Source organism: Endozoicomonas gorgoniicola (assembly GCF_025562715.2).
GTDB classification, from domain to species: domain Bacteria; phylum Pseudomonadota; class Gammaproteobacteria; order Pseudomonadales; family Endozoicomonadaceae; genus Endozoicomonas_A; species Endozoicomonas_A gorgoniicola.
In genome coordinates this window covers 3,730,886-3,746,331 of the sequence record NZ_JAPFCC010000001.1, presented here as the reverse complement: position 1 = coordinate 3,746,331, position 15,446 = coordinate 3,730,886, and the positions used below count along the sequence as shown (strand labels likewise).

Annotated in this window: 17 protein-coding genes and 2 pseudogenes; 9 read left to right on the top strand and 10 right to left on the bottom strand. The window is 49.4% G+C overall.

All coding sequences use genetic code 11. The features are described from left to right. Positions 1 to 141 precede the first annotated feature (141 nt). A pseudogene (locus NX722_RS28920) lies at positions 142 to 240 on the bottom strand (RidA family protein); the annotation flags it as partial. Here NX722_RS28920 and NX722_RS17085 point away from each other — a divergent pair. Both NX722_RS17085 and NX722_RS17080 read left to right on the top strand, forming a co-directional pair. Next, positions 237 to 374 (top strand): annotated as a pseudogene (locus NX722_RS17085) (putative PEP-binding protein); the annotation flags it as partial. The pseudogenes NX722_RS28920 and NX722_RS17085 sit on opposite strands and share 4 nt — an antisense overlap. 176 nt (positions 375 to 550) lie before the next feature. Beyond that, positions 551 to 1,714: a hypothetical protein gene (locus NX722_RS17080; RefSeq protein ID WP_262564037.1), complete on the top strand. Its 1,164-nt coding sequence runs from the start codon at positions 551 to 553 to the stop codon at positions 1,712 to 1,714. A 256-nt stretch (positions 1,715 to 1,970) separates the two neighbouring features. On the opposite strand, the gene NX722_RS17075 is transcribed toward NX722_RS17080, so the two are convergent. The 7 genes from NX722_RS17075 to NX722_RS17045 all read right to left on the bottom strand — a co-directional run bounded on the left by NX722_RS17075 (position 1,971) and on the right by NX722_RS17045 (position 9,858). Beyond that, positions 1,971 to 2,321 (bottom strand): RidA family protein, encoded by a 351-nt coding sequence (locus NX722_RS17075; RefSeq protein ID WP_262564036.1) that lies wholly within the window; start codon positions 2,319 to 2,321, stop codon positions 1,971 to 1,973. A gap of 191 nt (positions 2,322 to 2,512) precedes the next feature. Then, positions 2,513 to 2,785, bottom strand: coding sequence for a GDCCVxC domain-containing (seleno)protein (locus NX722_RS17070; RefSeq protein WP_262564035.1), 273 nt, complete (start codon positions 2,783 to 2,785; stop codon positions 2,513 to 2,515). Positions 2,786 to 3,005: 220 nt separating this feature from the next. Beyond that, on the bottom strand, positions 3,006 to 5,102 hold the full coding sequence (gene pta / locus NX722_RS17065) for a phosphate acetyltransferase (RefSeq protein ID WP_262564034.1): 2,097 nt from the start codon (positions 5,100 to 5,102) through the stop codon (positions 3,006 to 3,008). A gap of 118 nt (positions 5,103 to 5,220) precedes the next feature. After that, positions 5,221 to 6,408, bottom strand: a complete 1,188-nt coding sequence (locus NX722_RS17060) for an acetate/propionate family kinase (RefSeq protein ID WP_262564033.1) — start codon at positions 6,406 to 6,408, stop codon at positions 5,221 to 5,223. 404 nt (positions 6,409 to 6,812) lie between these two features. Continuing rightward, positions 6,813 to 7,655, bottom strand: coding sequence for a DUF805 domain-containing protein (locus NX722_RS17055; RefSeq protein WP_262564032.1), 843 nt, complete (start codon positions 7,653 to 7,655; stop codon positions 6,813 to 6,815). Between the two features lie 52 nt (positions 7,656 to 7,707). After that, the gene (hemJ, locus tag NX722_RS17050) at positions 7,708 to 8,130 is read right to left on the bottom strand and encodes a protoporphyrinogen oxidase HemJ (protein WP_262564031.1); all 423 of its coding nucleotides are present in this window, start codon (positions 8,128 to 8,130) and stop codon (positions 7,708 to 7,710) included. 108 nt (positions 8,131 to 8,238) lie between these two features. Next, positions 8,239 to 9,858 (bottom strand): chloride channel protein, encoded by a 1,620-nt coding sequence (locus NX722_RS17045; protein ID WP_262564030.1) that lies wholly within the window; start codon positions 9,856 to 9,858, stop codon positions 8,239 to 8,241. A 126-nt stretch (positions 9,859 to 9,984) separates the two neighbouring features. On the opposite strand from NX722_RS17045, the gene NX722_RS17040 reads away from it, so the two are divergent. The 4 genes from NX722_RS17040 to argC all read left to right on the top strand — a co-directional run bounded on the left by NX722_RS17040 (position 9,985) and on the right by argC (position 12,425). Continuing rightward, complete coding sequence (locus NX722_RS17040; RefSeq protein ID WP_262564029.1) at positions 9,985 to 10,353, top strand: CidA/LrgA family protein; 369 nt, start codon at positions 9,985 to 9,987, stop codon at positions 10,351 to 10,353. A gap of 29 nt (positions 10,354 to 10,382) precedes the next feature. Continuing rightward, entirely contained in the window at positions 10,383 to 11,066 is a 684-nt protein-coding gene (locus NX722_RS17035) for an LrgB family protein (protein WP_262564028.1), read from the top strand. A 10-nt stretch (positions 11,067 to 11,076) separates the two neighbouring features. Further along, entirely contained in the window at positions 11,077 to 11,295 is a 219-nt protein-coding gene (locus NX722_RS17030) for a DUF3820 family protein (RefSeq protein ID WP_262564027.1), read from the top strand. 101 nt (positions 11,296 to 11,396) lie between these two features. Continuing rightward, entirely contained in the window at positions 11,397 to 12,425 is a 1,029-nt protein-coding gene (argC, locus tag NX722_RS17025; RefSeq protein WP_262564026.1) for an N-acetyl-gamma-glutamyl-phosphate reductase, read from the top strand. A gap of 150 nt (positions 12,426 to 12,575) precedes the next feature. On the opposite strand, the gene NX722_RS17020 is transcribed toward argC, so the two are convergent. Continuing rightward, positions 12,576 to 12,749, bottom strand: coding sequence for a hypothetical protein (locus tag NX722_RS17020; RefSeq protein ID WP_262564024.1), 174 nt, complete (start codon positions 12,747 to 12,749; stop codon positions 12,576 to 12,578). 307 nt (positions 12,750 to 13,056) lie between these two features. Here NX722_RS17020 and NX722_RS17015 point away from each other — a divergent pair, with 307 nt between their 5' ends. The 3 genes from NX722_RS17015 (at position 13,057) to erpA (ending at position 14,444) form a co-directional block, all read left to right on the top strand. After that, positions 13,057 to 13,791 (top strand): DUF6776 family protein, encoded by a 735-nt coding sequence (locus NX722_RS17015; protein ID WP_265442366.1) that lies wholly within the window; start codon positions 13,057 to 13,059, stop codon positions 13,789 to 13,791. Continuing rightward, a complete protein-coding gene (locus tag NX722_RS17010; RefSeq protein ID WP_262564021.1) occupies positions 13,775 to 13,963 on the top strand; it encodes a hypothetical protein in 189 nt (62 codons plus the stop codon). The genes NX722_RS17015 and NX722_RS17010 overlap by 17 nt, the downstream gene beginning before the upstream one ends. A 124-nt stretch (positions 13,964 to 14,087) precedes the next feature. Beyond that, on the top strand, positions 14,088 to 14,444 hold the full coding sequence (gene erpA / locus NX722_RS17005) for an iron-sulfur cluster insertion protein ErpA (protein ID WP_262564020.1): 357 nt from the start codon (positions 14,088 to 14,090) through the stop codon (positions 14,442 to 14,444). Between the two features lie 148 nt (positions 14,445 to 14,592). Here the strand turns inward: erpA and NX722_RS17000 are convergent, their stop codons facing one another. Beyond that, positions 14,593 to 15,393, bottom strand: a complete 801-nt coding sequence (locus NX722_RS17000; RefSeq protein ID WP_262564019.1) for a hypothetical protein — start codon at positions 15,391 to 15,393, stop codon at positions 14,593 to 14,595. Positions 15,394 to 15,446 lie beyond the last annotated feature (53 nt).

Sequence of the window (15,446 nt, the reverse complement as noted above, 5' to 3'; positions counted from 1 at the left end):
ATACCGCGTTAAAAAATGGCTCAAAATGCTCATTTACTCGGTGTAAACTGCGCTTTTTCGCCATTTTTTGCCTTGTCTTGCCTGCGCTCGCTGCCTTTTGCGACAGCCTCTTTCGCAGGGATGACGACAGGATGTTTTATGTTACTTCTCAGCAGCAATCACTGAAATCTCAACCAGTAACTCTTCACGAGCCATGCTCGCCTGGACACAGGCGCGTGCAGGCGCATGACCTTCAGGCATCTCAGCCGTGTAAAAAACAAGGGAAATACATCGGAATCTGTGGGCAGAGCCCCAGCGACCATCCGGACTTTGCCTGCTGGTTGATGGATGTAGGTGTGGAGATGGTCTCTCTTAACTCTGATTCAGTGGTGTAAACCTTGTTTTATCTGGCCTTATACTGGGGATTCACGTCTCAAATATTAAGGCAGGTTGTGGAACTCCGGTTGTTTCCGCTTATGGCTGAAAAATAAATAATGATCTTTTCGGGGAACAATTAAATGGAAAATACATCTAAATAGAAGTTATAAGTTAGATTCAGAGAGAAACTATTATGAGTCAACCCATTTCAAATAACTCATCAATAGAATATACCACAAATCCTGATTTTTCCGGTGATAAAGAATTAGAGTTATCAACTCCGAGTGTAGCTACATTCTCAGGATTTACTGTTGACAAGGTACCTTCTGTACTCCTTGGGTCTGGCTTTATGCCTGATAATGAACAACCAGATCCGCATGGTTTATCCAGTTTGGAACAATTCAAGCCAAAATATACGGAGGCATTACCTTCTTGTCCATACACTCCACTGGATATCGAGTCAATCATGAAGCCGGGTGAAGCATATTCACCAAGCTTGTTTTTTAATGAAATAGAAGATCCTGAGGTAACTACTCAAAATCCACTGGAAAATTTCGGTGCAACGCCTCTACAGACCAGTAAAGCCATTGAAAAATATTCCTTAACTTCACTTTTCCCAGTAAAAGATGAGCAGTTACATCCTGAGAATATGGATCAAGCAGTACAGGAAGATGAGAAAATATGTCTTCAAAGGTCTGATAACAGCAATGTGCTTAACATTGAAACTTCAGTTTTGTCAGAAGGTACGCGTTTTTTTTCTGACAATACCCAGGATGAATTTTATTCAGGGCCTTCTACAGAAGTCGCTGTACATACAGAAGTCGTTGCAAAGAAAACACGTACAAATGTTAAAAAATCATCAGAAGAAGAGATGTATGATTATCGTGAGCAAATAAGACAGAACAACAAGAAGTCAGCCAGAAAGTCGAGAGAGTCTAAAAAAATTCGTTTAAAACAAATGAAAGAATGCTACGACCAAATCAAGATAAAAAATAATGAGTTAAAAAAACAACTTAATGATTACTGTCCAGATACAGCGCAGTTGACGATAGCTAGTATAGAAAAGAGATACCCTCTGATTAATTATGAAAAAGAAATCAGGCGAAAATCTAGAGGATGTGTCACTGGATTAACGCCTGATCAGAAACAAAAACGTCAAGCGGAGCTAAATAAAATAGCAGCACGAAGGAATAGAGAAAATAAAAAATTATATCAAAAAGCTTTGCAAGAAGACACTTTGAATCTTGGTAATCAAAATTCTGAATTGGCAATAGCGATAAATGAAGCAAAGATCACTTTACCTTGTAAGAACTATCCAGTGGGTGAAACTCCTTTAAAGAAGAGCGATTCCTCATGAAGTGCATATTGATCTTTGAACCTCTTGAGGTTTGGTTCGGATAAAGTCCTGCCATTCTTGCTTGAGCTGAGTATCCGGTCGTTGCCTGTAGATATCGGGATTTTCTTTGGCGTATTTCATCACGCCGATCATATCGTTGTTTTCAACAAAGGACTGACAGGAGAAAAGTTCATTTGCCGCCATTCCCACGCAGATGGGAATCCAACACGAGCAGTGGACTCCCTCTTTCGCAGGGATGACGACAGGATGTTTTGTGTTACTTCTCAGCAGCAATCACTGAAATCTCAACCAGTAACGCTTCACGAGCCATGCTCGCCTGGACACAGGCACGAGCAGGCGCATGACCTTCTGGCACCCAGGCATCCCAGACTTCATTCATTTCCGCAAACAGGGCCATATCCTTGATGTAGAGGGTGGCAGACAGAATGTGTTTGCGATTGCTGCCAGCCTGCTCCAGCAACGTGTCCACCTTGTCGAGCATGGTTTGTGTTTGTTCTTTAATGCCTGCACTGGCATCGTCTGCTACCTGCCCACACAGATATATAGTGCCGTTATGTTTAACGATACGGCTCATACGCTGTTTGATTTCCATTCTTTCGATAGTCACTGAAGAACCTTTTTACTGCCTGATTGAGTTCGAGTCGTCATTCTACCCTTACCTGGTAGCAGATATGAACAGCATTGATCGTTTTGCAAGAGGCTCATGGCTTTTGTTTTCGAATGAGGGGGTATGCGCCAGCCTGCCTTTGAACAGGCGCATAGGTAGTCGCAATATTTGGTTAGAATGCAGGTGGAAATTCAGCTAGCTTGAGCAGCATCAACAGTAGAAGTGGTCATGAAAGAGGCAGAAGGCATCTCACTATAGGCTCGGCTTTCTCTCTGGCTGGTCGGGCAGTGGTGAGTGCCGTGGGAGCAGAAAATGCAACAGTCGCCGGAATCGGGAGTCATCAGTTTCTGGCAGTTTTTGCATTCATACAGGTAAACACAGGCATCCAGTGGCATGGTTTCATCCGATGTATGGCCGCAGTCGGAACAGGTGATGCTGGATCGTGTATGGAGATGGTGCTTCATGAATTTATCCTTTTTCTTGCTTTTCTTAAGTACGTAATAAACGGATATCGACATTGACACATCATTCTTAATACTCATGATTTAACAGTCTAAAAAGGAATTGTGACGCTTTTGTTTAGGTTATGAGTCATGCAATGGAAAGGGATCAGAAACCAGAAAGCAAAAGAACAACGTTGTGTTGAAAGCAGGCAACGCTGCTTTCAACACATGAAACAGACAATTACTTGTCCGCTTCAGCCTGAATCGCGGTCAGGGCGATGGTGTAAACAATATCGTCTACCAGCGCACCACGGGACAGGTCGTTTACAGGTTTGTTCAGACCTTGCAGCATAGGACCAACAGAAATAACGTCGGCACTGCGCTGAACCGCCTTGTAAGTGGTGTTACCGGTATTCAGGTCTGGGAAGATGAACACTGTCGCACGACCAGCTACGTCAGAATCCGGTGCTTTGCTGCGCGCTACAGACTCAACCGTTGCTGCGTCGTACTGCATCGGGCCGTCTACAACCAGGTCAGGACGTTTCTGGCGAACCAGTTCAGTGGCTTCACGAACACGTTCAACATCGGCACCGATACCGGAAGCACCGGTTGAGTAGCTGATCATGGCGATACGTGGGTCAATGCCAAATGCCTGAGCGGAATCAGCACTCTGGATAGCGATGTTGGACAATGCTTCAGCGTCCGGGTTCGGGTTAACCGCACAGTCGCCGTATACCAGTACCTGATCAGGCAGCAGCATAAAGAATACGGAGGAAACCAGTCCGCCGGATTCACGGCTTGGTTTGATCAGCTGGAATGCCGGACGGATGGTGTTGGCTGTAGTGTGAACCGCGCCGGATACCAGTCCGTCCACCTCACCCTGAGCCAGCATCATGGTACCCAGTACCACAGTGTCTTCCAGCTGGGCTTCAGCCATAGGTGCTGTCAGGCCCTTATGTTTGCGTAACTCAACCATTGGCTCAACGTAACGACCGCGAACGTGTTCCGGGTCCATGATGATCAGGCCTTCTGGCAGAGTGACACCGTTGTCACGAGCCACCTGTTCAATGGTTTCACGGTTACCCAGCAGGATACATTCAGCAATACCGCGTTCCTGACAGATCACAGCCGCTTTGATCGTGCGAGGCTCATCACCTTCAGGCAGTACAACACGCTTCTTGGCACCCATCGCGCGCTGAACCAGGTTGTAACGGAACGCTGGTGGAGACAGACGACGCTCGGCAATAGCATCACAGTGGCCTTTGAACCATTCGGTGTTCAGGTTCTCAGCCAGGGTGTTCATTACCGTTTCAACACGATCAGTGTCGTCTATCGGCAGTTCGTTGTTCATGCGATCCAGCTTGCTGGCAGTGTTATAAGAGTCGTGTTCGGTCAGCAGAACCGGAAGGCCAGACGCAATGGCTTTCTGGCACAGTTCCATGACTGGCTCGGAAGGGAGCAGGTCACTGGTCAGCAGCAGGCCAGCCAGCGGTACACCGTTCAGTGCTGCCATGGTGGTCGCCAGAATGATGTCATCACGGTCGCCTGGTGCAATGACCAGATTGCCCGGCTTCAGGTGGTGAATCATGTTGGTCGGTGTACGCGCACTTAATGTATAAGAGGTAACACGGCGTGTCGCGATCTCACCTTCGTTGATAATGGTTGTACCCAGATGGTTGCTGATGTCCAGGGTACGTGGGGAAGACAGGGAACTGTCCCATTGAATGTAACCCAGCGGCAGGAAGGCTTTGCGGGCGAATTCTGGCAGAGGCTTGAAAGAACCGTCTTCGCCTTTCAGGGCGTTGATGGTTGTCTCATCCAGTTTATTGAGGATGTAGCCAATCATGTTCGGGTTCTTGATACCGCCGAAGCTGTCAGCGGCAATTTCCAGTTTGTCCGCTTCGTCTTCCAGGGTGTTTTCACCCGGCTCGGACACCAGAATAATGTCAGCGTTCAGGGTGCGTGCCATATCGTTGTTCAAACGGTTGGCGTACGGCATGCTGCGGGTCGGTACCAGACCTTCCACGACCAGCACCTCAGCACCTTTGGAAGCGTCGTCGAACAGTGCGACGATTTCTTCCATCAGCTCATCACCTTTGTTGTCACCCAGCAGGTCTTCAACACGGTTGGAGGAGATCGGCGCAGGTGGCTCGTGATCCATGATGCGCTGCACCAGCTTGGTGGAGCGTTCAGGGCCGGTATCAGATACATGCAGCTGAGCAATTGGCTTAAAGAATTTAACGCGCAGACCCAGTTTGTCCAGGGCGCGCACCAGACCCAGAGTGACGGAGGTCAGACCGACACCGTAGCGGGTTGGAGCAAGGAAGAATGTACGCATTCGTCTATTCCGGAAATAACTTCAGACATACACAACAGGAGGCATACGCCTCCTGTTGGTAAAAACAGCAAACGCCAGTCAGCTGTGGAGCTTAACCAGCGTTTACACGATCCTCATATCAGGCAGTCAGGGCCTGAGTATCACGAGCAATCATCAGTTCTTCGTTGGTGGTGACAACCATGGCAACGGTAGAACCTTCTTTAGTGATTACGCCGCTCTTGCCACGGAAGGTTTCGTCGTTCTTCTGTTCATCCAGCTTGAAGCCGAAGATGCCCAGACGCTCAATCACGTTCTTACGGATAGTGCTGGAGTTTTCGCCGATACCGCCGGTGAATACCAGGGCATCAATGCTACCCATGGCAGCTGCGAAGCCCGCCAGCTTCTCAGCCAGTACGTGGCAGAATACGTCCAGAGTCAGCTGTGCACGTTCATTACCTTCCGCTGCAGCATTTTCAATGTTGCGGCAGTCGCTGTCCACGCCGGACAGACCCAGCAGACCGGATTCCTTGTTCAGCATCTCGGTGGTGCGCTCCAGGGAGTAGCCCAGGGAGTTCTTCAGGAAGTTGAAGACGTTAGGGTCAATATCGCCGGAACGGGTACCCATAACCAGACCTTCCAGGGGGGTCAGGCCCATGGTGGTGTCGATGGACTTGCCGTTCTTGATGGCACAGGCAGAGGCACCGTTACCCAGGTGAGCCACCATGATGTTGCTGTTGTTGATGTCCAGACCCAGCATGTTAGCAGCAGCCTGTCCAACATAGCGGTAGGAGGTGCCGTGCGCACCGTAACGACGAACACCGTGCTTCTCATACAGCTCGTATGGAATGGCGTACAGGTAGTTTTCCGGAGCCATGGTCTGGTGGAAGGCCGTGTCAAATACAACAGCGTTCGGCAGACCCGGGAAGAATTTCTGTGCCGCCTTGAGGCCGCGCAGGTGAGCCGGGTTGTGCAGAGGTGCCAGTGGTACGCACTCTTCGATAGCGGTGATAATTTCATCAGTCACCAGGGCAGACTGAGTGAATTTCTCGCCGCCGTGTACAACACGGTGACCGATAGCAGCGATGTTGTCGATCAGGCCTTCTTTGCTCAGCAGTCCCATCAGGGCTTCAATGGCTTCGTCATGAGCCGCCTGACCCAGGAACTGGTTGCCTTTCTCGCCGTTGATTTTCCAGCTCAGCTCAGCTTCGCTGCTACCCATGCGCTCAGCCAGGCCATTGATGTATTCTTCTTCGGTAGCCGGGTTGATAACAGAGAACTTCAGGGAAGAACTGCCGCAGTTAATAACGAGAATGCTATCTTTGCTCATAAAAATTATACCTAACTGAATAAGGACAATCAGTCCGTTTTCAGAACTTTGTGATGCCTGTAGCAGGTCGTCACGCCGATCCTTAAACTTCTGGTCTGGCGATTACTTACTCCGGATGCAAACTGTCTGTAATGAAAAAATCAGACTTAACCTGCTTGCGATCTGACTAGGGAGCATGTGTCGTAAAAACCGTGATTATAACCATTGATCTGGATCAATGTACTGCGTATTGATGCGTATATGGGTGGTTAAATGTTAACCAGTGTGAATTATTGGAGAGCGGTTATTGATCGTGTTTAGTTTGGCAGTTCTCTTGGCTGTTCGCTATTTTCGTCGTAAGGCTTTGGTACGCCTGCAAACAAATGTAGCCGTTTATGACAGATACTCAAGTGTGACTGAGCAACTTATAGCGACAGGAAGGGCAGGTAGCCCCCGACCTCTCCGGGTATCTCTTTGGACAGCCTGGCAGGCACTTGCTGGATCAGGTTCAGCAACTCATCCTGATACAGATAGATCCCGGCAGCCGCGACCAGCACGATACCTGCTGGAATATAGAGTCCCAGTAGTTTGGCAAAGAGACCGGGTTTGGCAGGCGGCTCACCATAAGCATTGCCCCCATTCGTGCCTTTTGCGAAGGCCAGCCAGGACATGAACATCAGGTTGACGATAGGAATGATCACGAACAGCCACTGTAAGCCGCTGCGATTCAGATCGTGCAGCCGGGCTGTCATGGCATAAACCGAGACAATGAGGGCCAGTGCATGAAGCCCCATCGTCACAGTCGATATCTGTTGAATGGTCGGCAGGTACATGGGCAGCAGGAAAGTCACAGCCTCTATCACCATAATCAGCCAGCAGAGGCTATTGAACTGACATCGCCCCATGCGCCCGATCAGCCGGAAAGGCTCGGATGAGCCTTTTCTAAAGCGACTATTGATACGAGTTAACAGAGACTTCCCGGATGTGCCGGCTTTAGTCTGTTCCTCTTCAATGGGCTCCAGCTCCCAGCTGTTGTCCATGGCAACAATCCGGCATTGTCCGCCAGCCTGCATAATGGCTTTTTCGTATTTTTGGGCTTCTTTTTTCGAGATGTTTTTACGTATGGCGTATGACTTGCCGGAGAACAGACGGCTTATGCGCGAATCATCCGCATGAAACAATGTTTTCAGGCGCTCTTTCACGCTGTCTTCGTCATTGCCGGGCAAGATTTTGCCTTCGAAGAGTACTTTGTAATGTTTGGCATCCATGCCAGTCCCCATCGGCTGACAGACCGGTTATTTAACGAATTAACCCGTCGTTTCAGAAAGGCTTGACCACCGCCAGCACAATAATACCAACCAGAAACAGCACCGGAACTTCATTGAACCATCGGTAAAATGTGTGAGACCGGGTGTTCTCGTCCCGGGCAAATTTTTTCAGGAATGCCCCGCATACGTGGTGATAGCCAATCAAAAGAAATACCAACGCCAGTTTGGCGTGCATCCAGCCACTGCTCATGTAGTAGGACGGGTTATAGCTCAGCAGCCAGAACCCCAGAATCAGGGTGACCAGCATTGACGGCATGGCAATGCCTCTGTAGAGCTTGCGCTCCATCACTTTGAACCGCTCACGGCTGATGCTGTCGTCACTCATGGCGTGATAGACGAAAAGCCGAGGCAGGTAGAACAGGGCTGCAAACCAGCAAACCATGGCGATCAAATGAAAAGCTTTTACCCAGAGCATGGCAACGTACCCCTGTTTGACTTATTATCCTGATCGTTATTGTCTCAACCTCTTGACCACAACAGATTAGCCGGATCTGCTCCGGGGTAAAAGAACTATTGGTAGAAGCTATTTAAAGAAGCTATTGATAGCCTGTCTGGTGATCACGCCACAAAGCACCTGATGGTGCTTGCCGGAAGTGTAAACACCCAGTACTTCAACCGAATGCGCTTCCATAATTTCCAGGGCATCCTGAAGTGAGGCATGAACCGGTACCGGGACAATATCGGTATCGTTCAGCAGGTCAAAGTTCCTGCTCATAATAGTGGCAACGCCTTTCTGGCTGAGTAATTGATTAAGCGGTGAATGCGGGTTGTTGTAGCCTTTAGCGTTCAGCTGCATTTCAATCAACCCACCACGGGCAGTGAGCCGTCCGGCCACCAGGCAGGCAATCACGATCACAAGCATGGCGGGCATGATGATGTGTGGATTACGGGTTAACTCCAGCACGGTGACCAGTGCTGCCATGGGAGCCTGCAACACCGCCGCCATCATGGCAACCATGCCCAGCAGTGCATGGAAGGCGCTGCTGACATCACGAAGGCTAAGCACTATATCCCCCAGATGCCCAAAAGCGGCACCGGCTAAGGCTCCCATCATCAGCGACGGCCCTATAATGCCGCCGGGAATGCCCAGCCCGGTAACCAGCGCGGTGGTCACGAGTTTGGCGGCGAGCAGGGTCAGCAGAAAAGAGGTGTTCATCAACTCGCCATTAAGGATCAACTCAATGGTGTCATAACCAATTCCCATAACGGCGGGCAGGAAATAACCGACAGTGCCCATGCCTATCCCCGCCAGAAGCAGTGGGTTTATAAACAGTTGCTGTTGTTTGCTGGCCGTCCATAACTGAAGTTTTATAAACCCTGCCGCCAGAACACCCGTCAGGCAGGCAGAAATGGCGGCAATGCCCAGTTCGGGCAACGATGCCATGGGGATGACCGGCACCACGAACGCCGGGTCAGGGCCGTACATAATCTGGGATAACACCGCTGCCATCACGGCAGCTGCGATAACAGGAATGAAACTGTTGAGCGTGTACTGGCGCAGCACCACTTCCGTGGCAAAAATGACGCCTGCCAGTGGCGTGTTAAACGATGCGGAAATAGCGGCTGCTGCTCCACAGGCTGCGAGAATGCTCAGGGTGTTTTGTGGCAGTTGGAGTTTTTGTCCCAGTAAGCTGCCTGTTGCTGCACCCACATGAACCGCTGGCCCTTCGCGCCCGACTGAAAAACCACAGACCAGGGCAATGATGGCTCCGAAAAACTGCAGCATCATACCTGTGAAAGACATTTTGCCTTTATGAAACTGCAGGCGCTCCACCACATGCAAAATACCAACAGAACGTCGTTTAACTGGTGCGCAGGCAAACAGGCAGAGAATCGCCAGCGAACCGATGACAGGAATAATAAATCGTGACAGTTCAGACAGGGTTTCAAAGTGTTCATCTCCCCTTGGCAGCCAGAAGCCGGTTGAACCGGTAACGATTTCCCGAAACAGAATCAGTAGCCCGCCTGCCAGCAAGCCGATCAGCATGCCAATAGCAGTCAGCTGGGGCAGGGCATCGGTACTGGACAGTTTGATTCGCAGCTGGTGCAGTGAATGGTCAGGCTCAGGGGGTAGATGGTCGGGCAAGGTGGCTCCTGTCTGTTGGGTGGTTTGACGACAGGCAGATTCTATCTGATCGGTCATGGATAGTTAATGAAGGCAGTTAATGAATTAATCGTCTTTGAGGAACAGCTCTCTTATCGGTCAATGTCGTTTGTGGTAAAAGTAAGTTTTTGGCTCTTCTGAATTTTTAGTGGTCAGGCGAATACCATGCTTTCAGGCTTTGTGACTTTACTCTTGTTCACCGTCATTGGTGAGGCAATCAGTACCCTGTTTAATCTTCCTGTACCCGGAGCGGTAACGGGGCTTATTCTGCTGTTGATCTGGTTACAGATCAAAGGCGGTGCGTCTGACAATCTGCAACAGGTCAGCCAGTTTTGTATTCACTATATGGCGGTTCTGTTTATTCCTTCCGCCGTTGCGGTGTTTTTTATGACAGATCTGTTGTCACGGCAATGGTTGCCACTGATGCTGGCGACTTTTGTTGCCACGCCTGTGGGTATCGTGATCAGTGGACACTTTATGCAGTACTTGTTACGTCATAGGGAGACGTCACGGAGCAGGGAGCAGCAGTCGTGAGTGATTTAATGGTGCGCCTGGAGCCGTTTATGTCAAATCCTGTGACTGTTTTGTTGCTGACACTGGGTGCTTATCTGATCGGAGAACGGCTGTTTATCCGCAGTGGGCGCAAGGGCTGGTTTCACCCCGTTATTGTTGGCAGCCTGCTGGTGTTTCTGGTCATTCGCTTTTCTTCGATGAGTATTGAAACCTACACTGAACACAGCTCAATCCTGAAAACACTGCTTGCGCCGTTTACTGTGGCACTGGCCATTCCTCTGTCTCAGCAACTGCACCATGTTCGCCGGCATGCCGGGCCAATTCTTTCTACGCTCTTACTGGGTGCTGTACTGGTGGTTTTACTGGGGCTTGGTGTTGCCTGGGTAACCGGTGCCGGGAATGATGTGCTACTGTCTGTTTCAACCAAAGGTGTCACAACCGCAGTTGCCCTGGCGTTGTCTGAAAAGATGGGCGGGATTGTTCCTGTTGCGGTGGCAGTTGTCTGTATTTCAGGGGTTTATGGTGGTCTGGTGGGTCCATGGGTTTGCCGCAGAACCGGGGTCTATGATCTGCGTGCGACCGGGTTTGCCCTGGGTATCAATGCTCATGCCGGAGGAACTGCCATGGCGTTTGGTATAAATCCGACCATGGGCGTCTATTCGAGTCTGGCAATGTGTCTGAATGCCATCCTTACCGCAATGGTTTTACCTTTTGTGATCACCTATTTGTTTTGAGGTCATGACGATGTTTGATAAACAGGATTTATTGAAGCTGGCACGTATGACGATGCCTTTTGGCAAGTACAGTGGACGGATGTTGATCGACCTGCCTGAAGAGTATCTGCTCTGGTTTGCCAAAAAAGGGTTTCCTCAAGGCGAGCTGGGGCGTCTGCTGCAGCTGGCACTGGAAATACATATCAATGGGCTGACAGACGTTATTCAGCCATTGAAACAACGGGAATAACTTGCAAAACCCTAAGTGAATAAATATTCTTGAAAAATAAATAAAAAGTCACAATTGAAAGGTTGTGATTTCTATCGCAGAAAACAATAGGAAGAGCGGCAATGAAAATCGGAATCGTAGGTGGTACAGGCTATACCGGTGCCGAATTACTGCGTTTGCTGGCGACTCATCCGGAAGCCGATGTGCAGGTAATCACATCACGTTCAGAATGTGGTAAAGCGGTCAGCGAGTTATACCCCGGTTTACGTGGGAAGATGGATATTCCCTTTACTGAGCCGGACAACGAAGTACTGTCCCGGTGTGACCTGGTCTTTTTTGCCACGCCTAATGGTATTGCCATGCAGTCGGTGCCAACCCTTCTGGATGAGGGTGTTAAGGTCATTGATCTGGCGGCTGATTTTCGCTTGAGCAACCCCACTGACTGGCAGCAGTGGTACGGTGTTGAGCATGCCTGCCCACACCTGTTGGATGAGGCGGTTTATGGGCTGCCGGAAATGAACAGAGATGCCATTCGTCAGGCGCAGCTGGTGGCTAACCCCGGCTGCTATCCAACGGCGACCCAGCTGGGTCTGTTGCCCCTGTTTCAGAACGATCTGGTTGAGGGTTCTGTTATTGTGGATGCCAAGTCCGGGGTCAGTGGTGCGGGACGTGGTGCTAAAGTGGCCAGCCTGATGTGTGAAGTGTCTGAGTCATTCAAGGCTTATGGTGTAGCAGGGCATCGACACCTGCCTGAGATCCGGCAGGGGTTGTCCAGGATGTCTCCCGGCTTCGATGGTGAACTGGTGTTTGTTCCTCACCTGACACCGATGATACGTGGCATTCATGCCACTGCTTATGCGACGGTGAAAGATCATTCGGTAGACTTGCAGACCTTGTATGAGCAGACCTATGAAAATGAACCGTTTGTGGATGTAATGCCTGCTGGCAGTTTGCCTGAAACCCGTTCTGTAAAAGCCTGCAATCAGTGCCGTATAGCCGTGTATCGTCCACAGGGAGGGGGTACGGTGGTGGTTCTCTCTGTGATTGACAACCTGGTGAAAGGAGCAGCAGGTCAGGCGATTCAAAATATGAATATCATGTTCGGACTGGATGAAAAAACGGGATTGGATGTTCCGGCTATAATGCCCTGATCAGCATTCTGGCAGGGTTCCGTCCCCCTGTGGTCGCAACAGGGTGGGTAGACGTTCGTGCAGCGGATTGGCTGTGGATAAGTTCAATATTCAGTTGAGTGGTATCTACAGCGCCTTTCCTGTCGAGATAATCCTGTCACTTCTGGTTGTTCAGAACAGCTCTTTTAGTATGCGGACCAAAATCAGTGCAAACACCAGTATCATAATGATCTTTGACCACTTCGCCTGTTTTTCATTGTTCATGGGCCTGCCGTACTTTTCAGTGACCATGACAATGACCATAAGCGTGGCAAACAGCAGCATCAGAATGGTGAGCAGATTCATTCCCTGTCCTCAAGTCGGTTTCGGAACTTAGATGGTAACGATAAGACTCAGGGCTAGCCAGCGAAGTTGATAGCGTCTATTTTTCATGCAGGGAATGGGAGCGCTCAATAATGAAGCGATGTTGGCTTCTGGTGTTTTGCTTGTGTATAGTTCCGTGGCTATTTTGTACTACTATTCCACTTCTGGAAGTATTCCCTCGCAAACTGCAGCAAATCAGTCATTTTGATTTCTGGTTGCATGATTTGGATTTCTGCCAATGGCTTTTAACCCCGACCAAGATCAAGACTCTATGAATTCCGCTGGAGGCATGAGAGTTGTTCGCCACGACCCTGCCCGGGAACGACGGCTGCAACTATTGCTGGTGGCTCTGTTTATCAGCTTTGGTGTTTTTGCCTATTGGTTTGGTGCCAGTCGGGTGATTGACGAGAATGAAGGGTTGAAGCAGGAAAACAGGCAGCTGGCGACAGATGTAACCCGCCTTGAGAACCAGAATGAAAAACTGGCATCCCGGGTGGCAATGCTTGAACGCTCCAGCCGGATTGACCGGCAGGCGGCTGAGAATGTCAGGGTTCAGGTTCGTGAGCTGGAGCAGGAAAAGGCTGAGATATCAAAAACCATGGCATTTTACCAGAGCGTCATAGCCCCTGAAGACCTGAACGAGGGTGTCCGGCTGAATGCCTTCGATCTGATACCCGGTAATAAACCTAATCGCTATCAGATGCGTATGGTGGTTTCTCAGGTGTCGCGAAGCAACAATTTTCTAAAAGGCACCCTGAGGGCCAGCGTAAAGGGTGAGCAGGGGGGGCAGCCCACCAGTTTGTCTTTGCTTGAACTGGCCGGTGTAGGGGATAATCCGACACTGGGCTTTCGATATTTTCAGTCTTTCCCTGATGATCGTGGCCTTCTGGAATTCGAGCTTCCCGAAGACTTCAAGCCTGAAAGCATCACCGTCAGTGTCATTATTCGCAGTGGCGGGGCTCGAAGCCTGGAAGAATTATTCGACTGGCACGAGGAGCTGGCAGCCAATGTGGGGCAAAAATAAGGCACCTGACATTATCGGGCAGTGGCATAGTGGCAATGTCTATTACAATATTATTGAGATGTTCAAAGGTTCGCAGGTCAACGGTAGCCTTGAGCCTCACCCCAATGGCAAGGCTGATATCAAGCCATTGATTGCGAAAGCTACCGCAGGTACGGTTGTTGAACATGGGTAATTACCTGTATTTCAGGGAATAACAACAGAATCAAATAGTTGACTGAAACGCTGGGTTACTTGGATAATGCCTGTAAAGTGGTATTAACGGGTTACACGTCGTTGCGGGTAACACGGGAGGATGAATGAGCGCAGTAGTTGAAACGGTTGTTCCGGATCCAATTATTTTCACAGACAATGCTGCCAGCAAGGTCAATGAGCTGATGGAAGATGAAGAGAATAAATCTCAACGTCTTCGGGTGTATGTCACCGGTGGTGGATGCTCCGGTTTTCAGTATGGTTTTACCTTTGACGATAAACTGGCTGATGACGACACCCTGGTGTGTAAAAAAGGCGCTGAAATGGTCGTGGACTCCCTGAGCTATCAATATCTTGTAGGTGCTGAAGTGGATTATGAGAGCGGACTTCAGGGTTCCCGCTTTCTGGTAAGAAATCCAAACGCAAAGTCCACCTGCGGCTGTGGCTCCTCTTTTTCCATTTAAGTTGCGCATCTGTTGCTGAGCAGTTCAAAGCCTTTTGAACTGCTTGCAGCCTGTTACCCGCCTGATCCGGTACGCCGGCGCTGCCATCACAAGTAAAAGGGTTCGTGCATCAGTTGCATCACACCCTGATTCAAAGTTCGAACTAACGTTAAAAAAAATCATTGAGGTTCAGATTTCCTTCATTCTCGGAAATGTTAAGACGCTCTGACCCCTGAGTCACTTCGACAGCCAGTAAATCGCCATCAGAAACCATGGCATAGAAAGCCGTTGGTGAGACTTCCGGACCTATCAGGAGCGGAGGCTGTTTTTTGTAGCCTTTAGCCTGCCCACTTTTTTCTGCCGTGGCAACATTAGAAATAGCCTGACCAAGACAATTAATATAAACCTTTAATGGACAAACAACATTGAAAGCAGCATCAACCGCCCAGGGAGTTTCTGATCGGGACAGTAGTTTTTTTCTTAAAAAAACAGCTATTCTATCCATGGGCATCGTTACGCAGGTTGCATTGCCTGTCACTTCACCAATGATGGCAAACTCATGAAGGATCTTTCTGGAAGGGTTGTCCCCCGAGCCTAAGACAATTGCACGATTAACCTGAACCAGACTTGTGCTACTCAGTGCTGAATAAATAACAAGCGCCGCACACTCATGGGCATTGGCAGCTATTCCGTTATCAGCGTAAGGTGTCATGCAATGATCATACAATCTGCGCCCTGCCTCATAATCATTGTGATTGCTCATCATAGAGTGATGTCGGGCCGCGTATAAAAAAATAGATGCACTTTTCAAGCGGGGATAAGCGGCATGCGTTTGTATTTTTTCATGCACCTGATCCAGAGAAAAACGTTTCTGACTATAAAGGTTGAATGATGTACCCAATGTGTTGTGTTCGCCCAGCAAACCTTGGACCGTTCTATTCACTGAGTTAGCAATAAAGCTGTTTTTCATTTCTGTAACCCCCAGCACAAATTCTTAGGATAGACAATCAGCAGATAGCTGCA

What these genes read in the sequence shown, in the direction of transcription:
- hemJ (WP_262564031.1), bottom strand. Translation starts at nt 8,130, where the DNA reads ATGCTCTGGGTAAAAGCTTTTCATTTGATCGCCATGGTTTGCTGGTTT.
- NX722_RS17020 (WP_262564024.1), bottom strand. Translation starts at nt 12,749, where the DNA reads ATGAATCTGCTCACCATTCTGATGCTGCTGTTTGCCACGCTTATGGTC.
- NX722_RS17070 (WP_262564035.1), bottom strand. Translation starts at nt 2,785, where the DNA reads ATGAAGCACCATCTCCATACACGATCCAGCATCACCTGTTCCGACTGC.
- NX722_RS17055 (WP_262564032.1), bottom strand. Translation starts at nt 7,655, where the DNA reads ATGGATGCCAAACATTACAAAGTACTCTTCGAAGGCAAAATCTTGCCC.
- NX722_RS17060 (WP_262564033.1), bottom strand. Translation starts at nt 6,408, where the DNA reads ATGAGCAAAGATAGCATTCTCGTTATTAACTGCGGCAGTTCTTCCCTG.
- argC (WP_262564026.1), top strand. Translation starts at nt 11,397, where the DNA reads ATGAAAATCGGAATCGTAGGTGGTACAGGCTATACCGGTGCCGAATTA.
- erpA (WP_262564020.1), top strand. Translation starts at nt 14,088, where the DNA reads ATGAGCGCAGTAGTTGAAACGGTTGTTCCGGATCCAATTATTTTCACA.
- NX722_RS17000 (WP_262564019.1), bottom strand. Translation starts at nt 15,393, where the DNA reads ATGAAAAACAGCTTTATTGCTAACTCAGTGAATAGAACGGTCCAAGGT.
- NX722_RS17040 (WP_262564029.1), top strand. Translation starts at nt 9,985, where the DNA reads ATGCTTTCAGGCTTTGTGACTTTACTCTTGTTCACCGTCATTGGTGAG.
- NX722_RS17045 (WP_262564030.1), bottom strand. Translation starts at nt 9,858, where the DNA reads ATGACCGATCAGATAGAATCTGCCTGTCGTCAAACCACCCAACAGACA.
- NX722_RS17010 (WP_262564021.1), top strand. Translation starts at nt 13,775, where the DNA reads ATGTGGGGCAAAAATAAGGCACCTGACATTATCGGGCAGTGGCATAGT.
- NX722_RS17030 (WP_262564027.1), top strand. Translation starts at nt 11,077, where the DNA reads ATGTTTGATAAACAGGATTTATTGAAGCTGGCACGTATGACGATGCCT.
- pta (WP_262564034.1), bottom strand. Translation starts at nt 5,102, where the DNA reads ATGCGTACATTCTTCCTTGCTCCAACCCGCTACGGTGTCGGTCTGACC.
- NX722_RS17080 (WP_262564037.1), top strand. Translation starts at nt 551, where the DNA reads ATGAGTCAACCCATTTCAAATAACTCATCAATAGAATATACCACAAAT.
- NX722_RS17035 (WP_262564028.1), top strand. Translation starts at nt 10,383, where the DNA reads ATGTCAAATCCTGTGACTGTTTTGTTGCTGACACTGGGTGCTTATCTG.
- NX722_RS17015 (WP_265442366.1), top strand. Translation starts at nt 13,057, where the DNA reads ATGAGAGTTGTTCGCCACGACCCTGCCCGGGAACGACGGCTGCAACTA.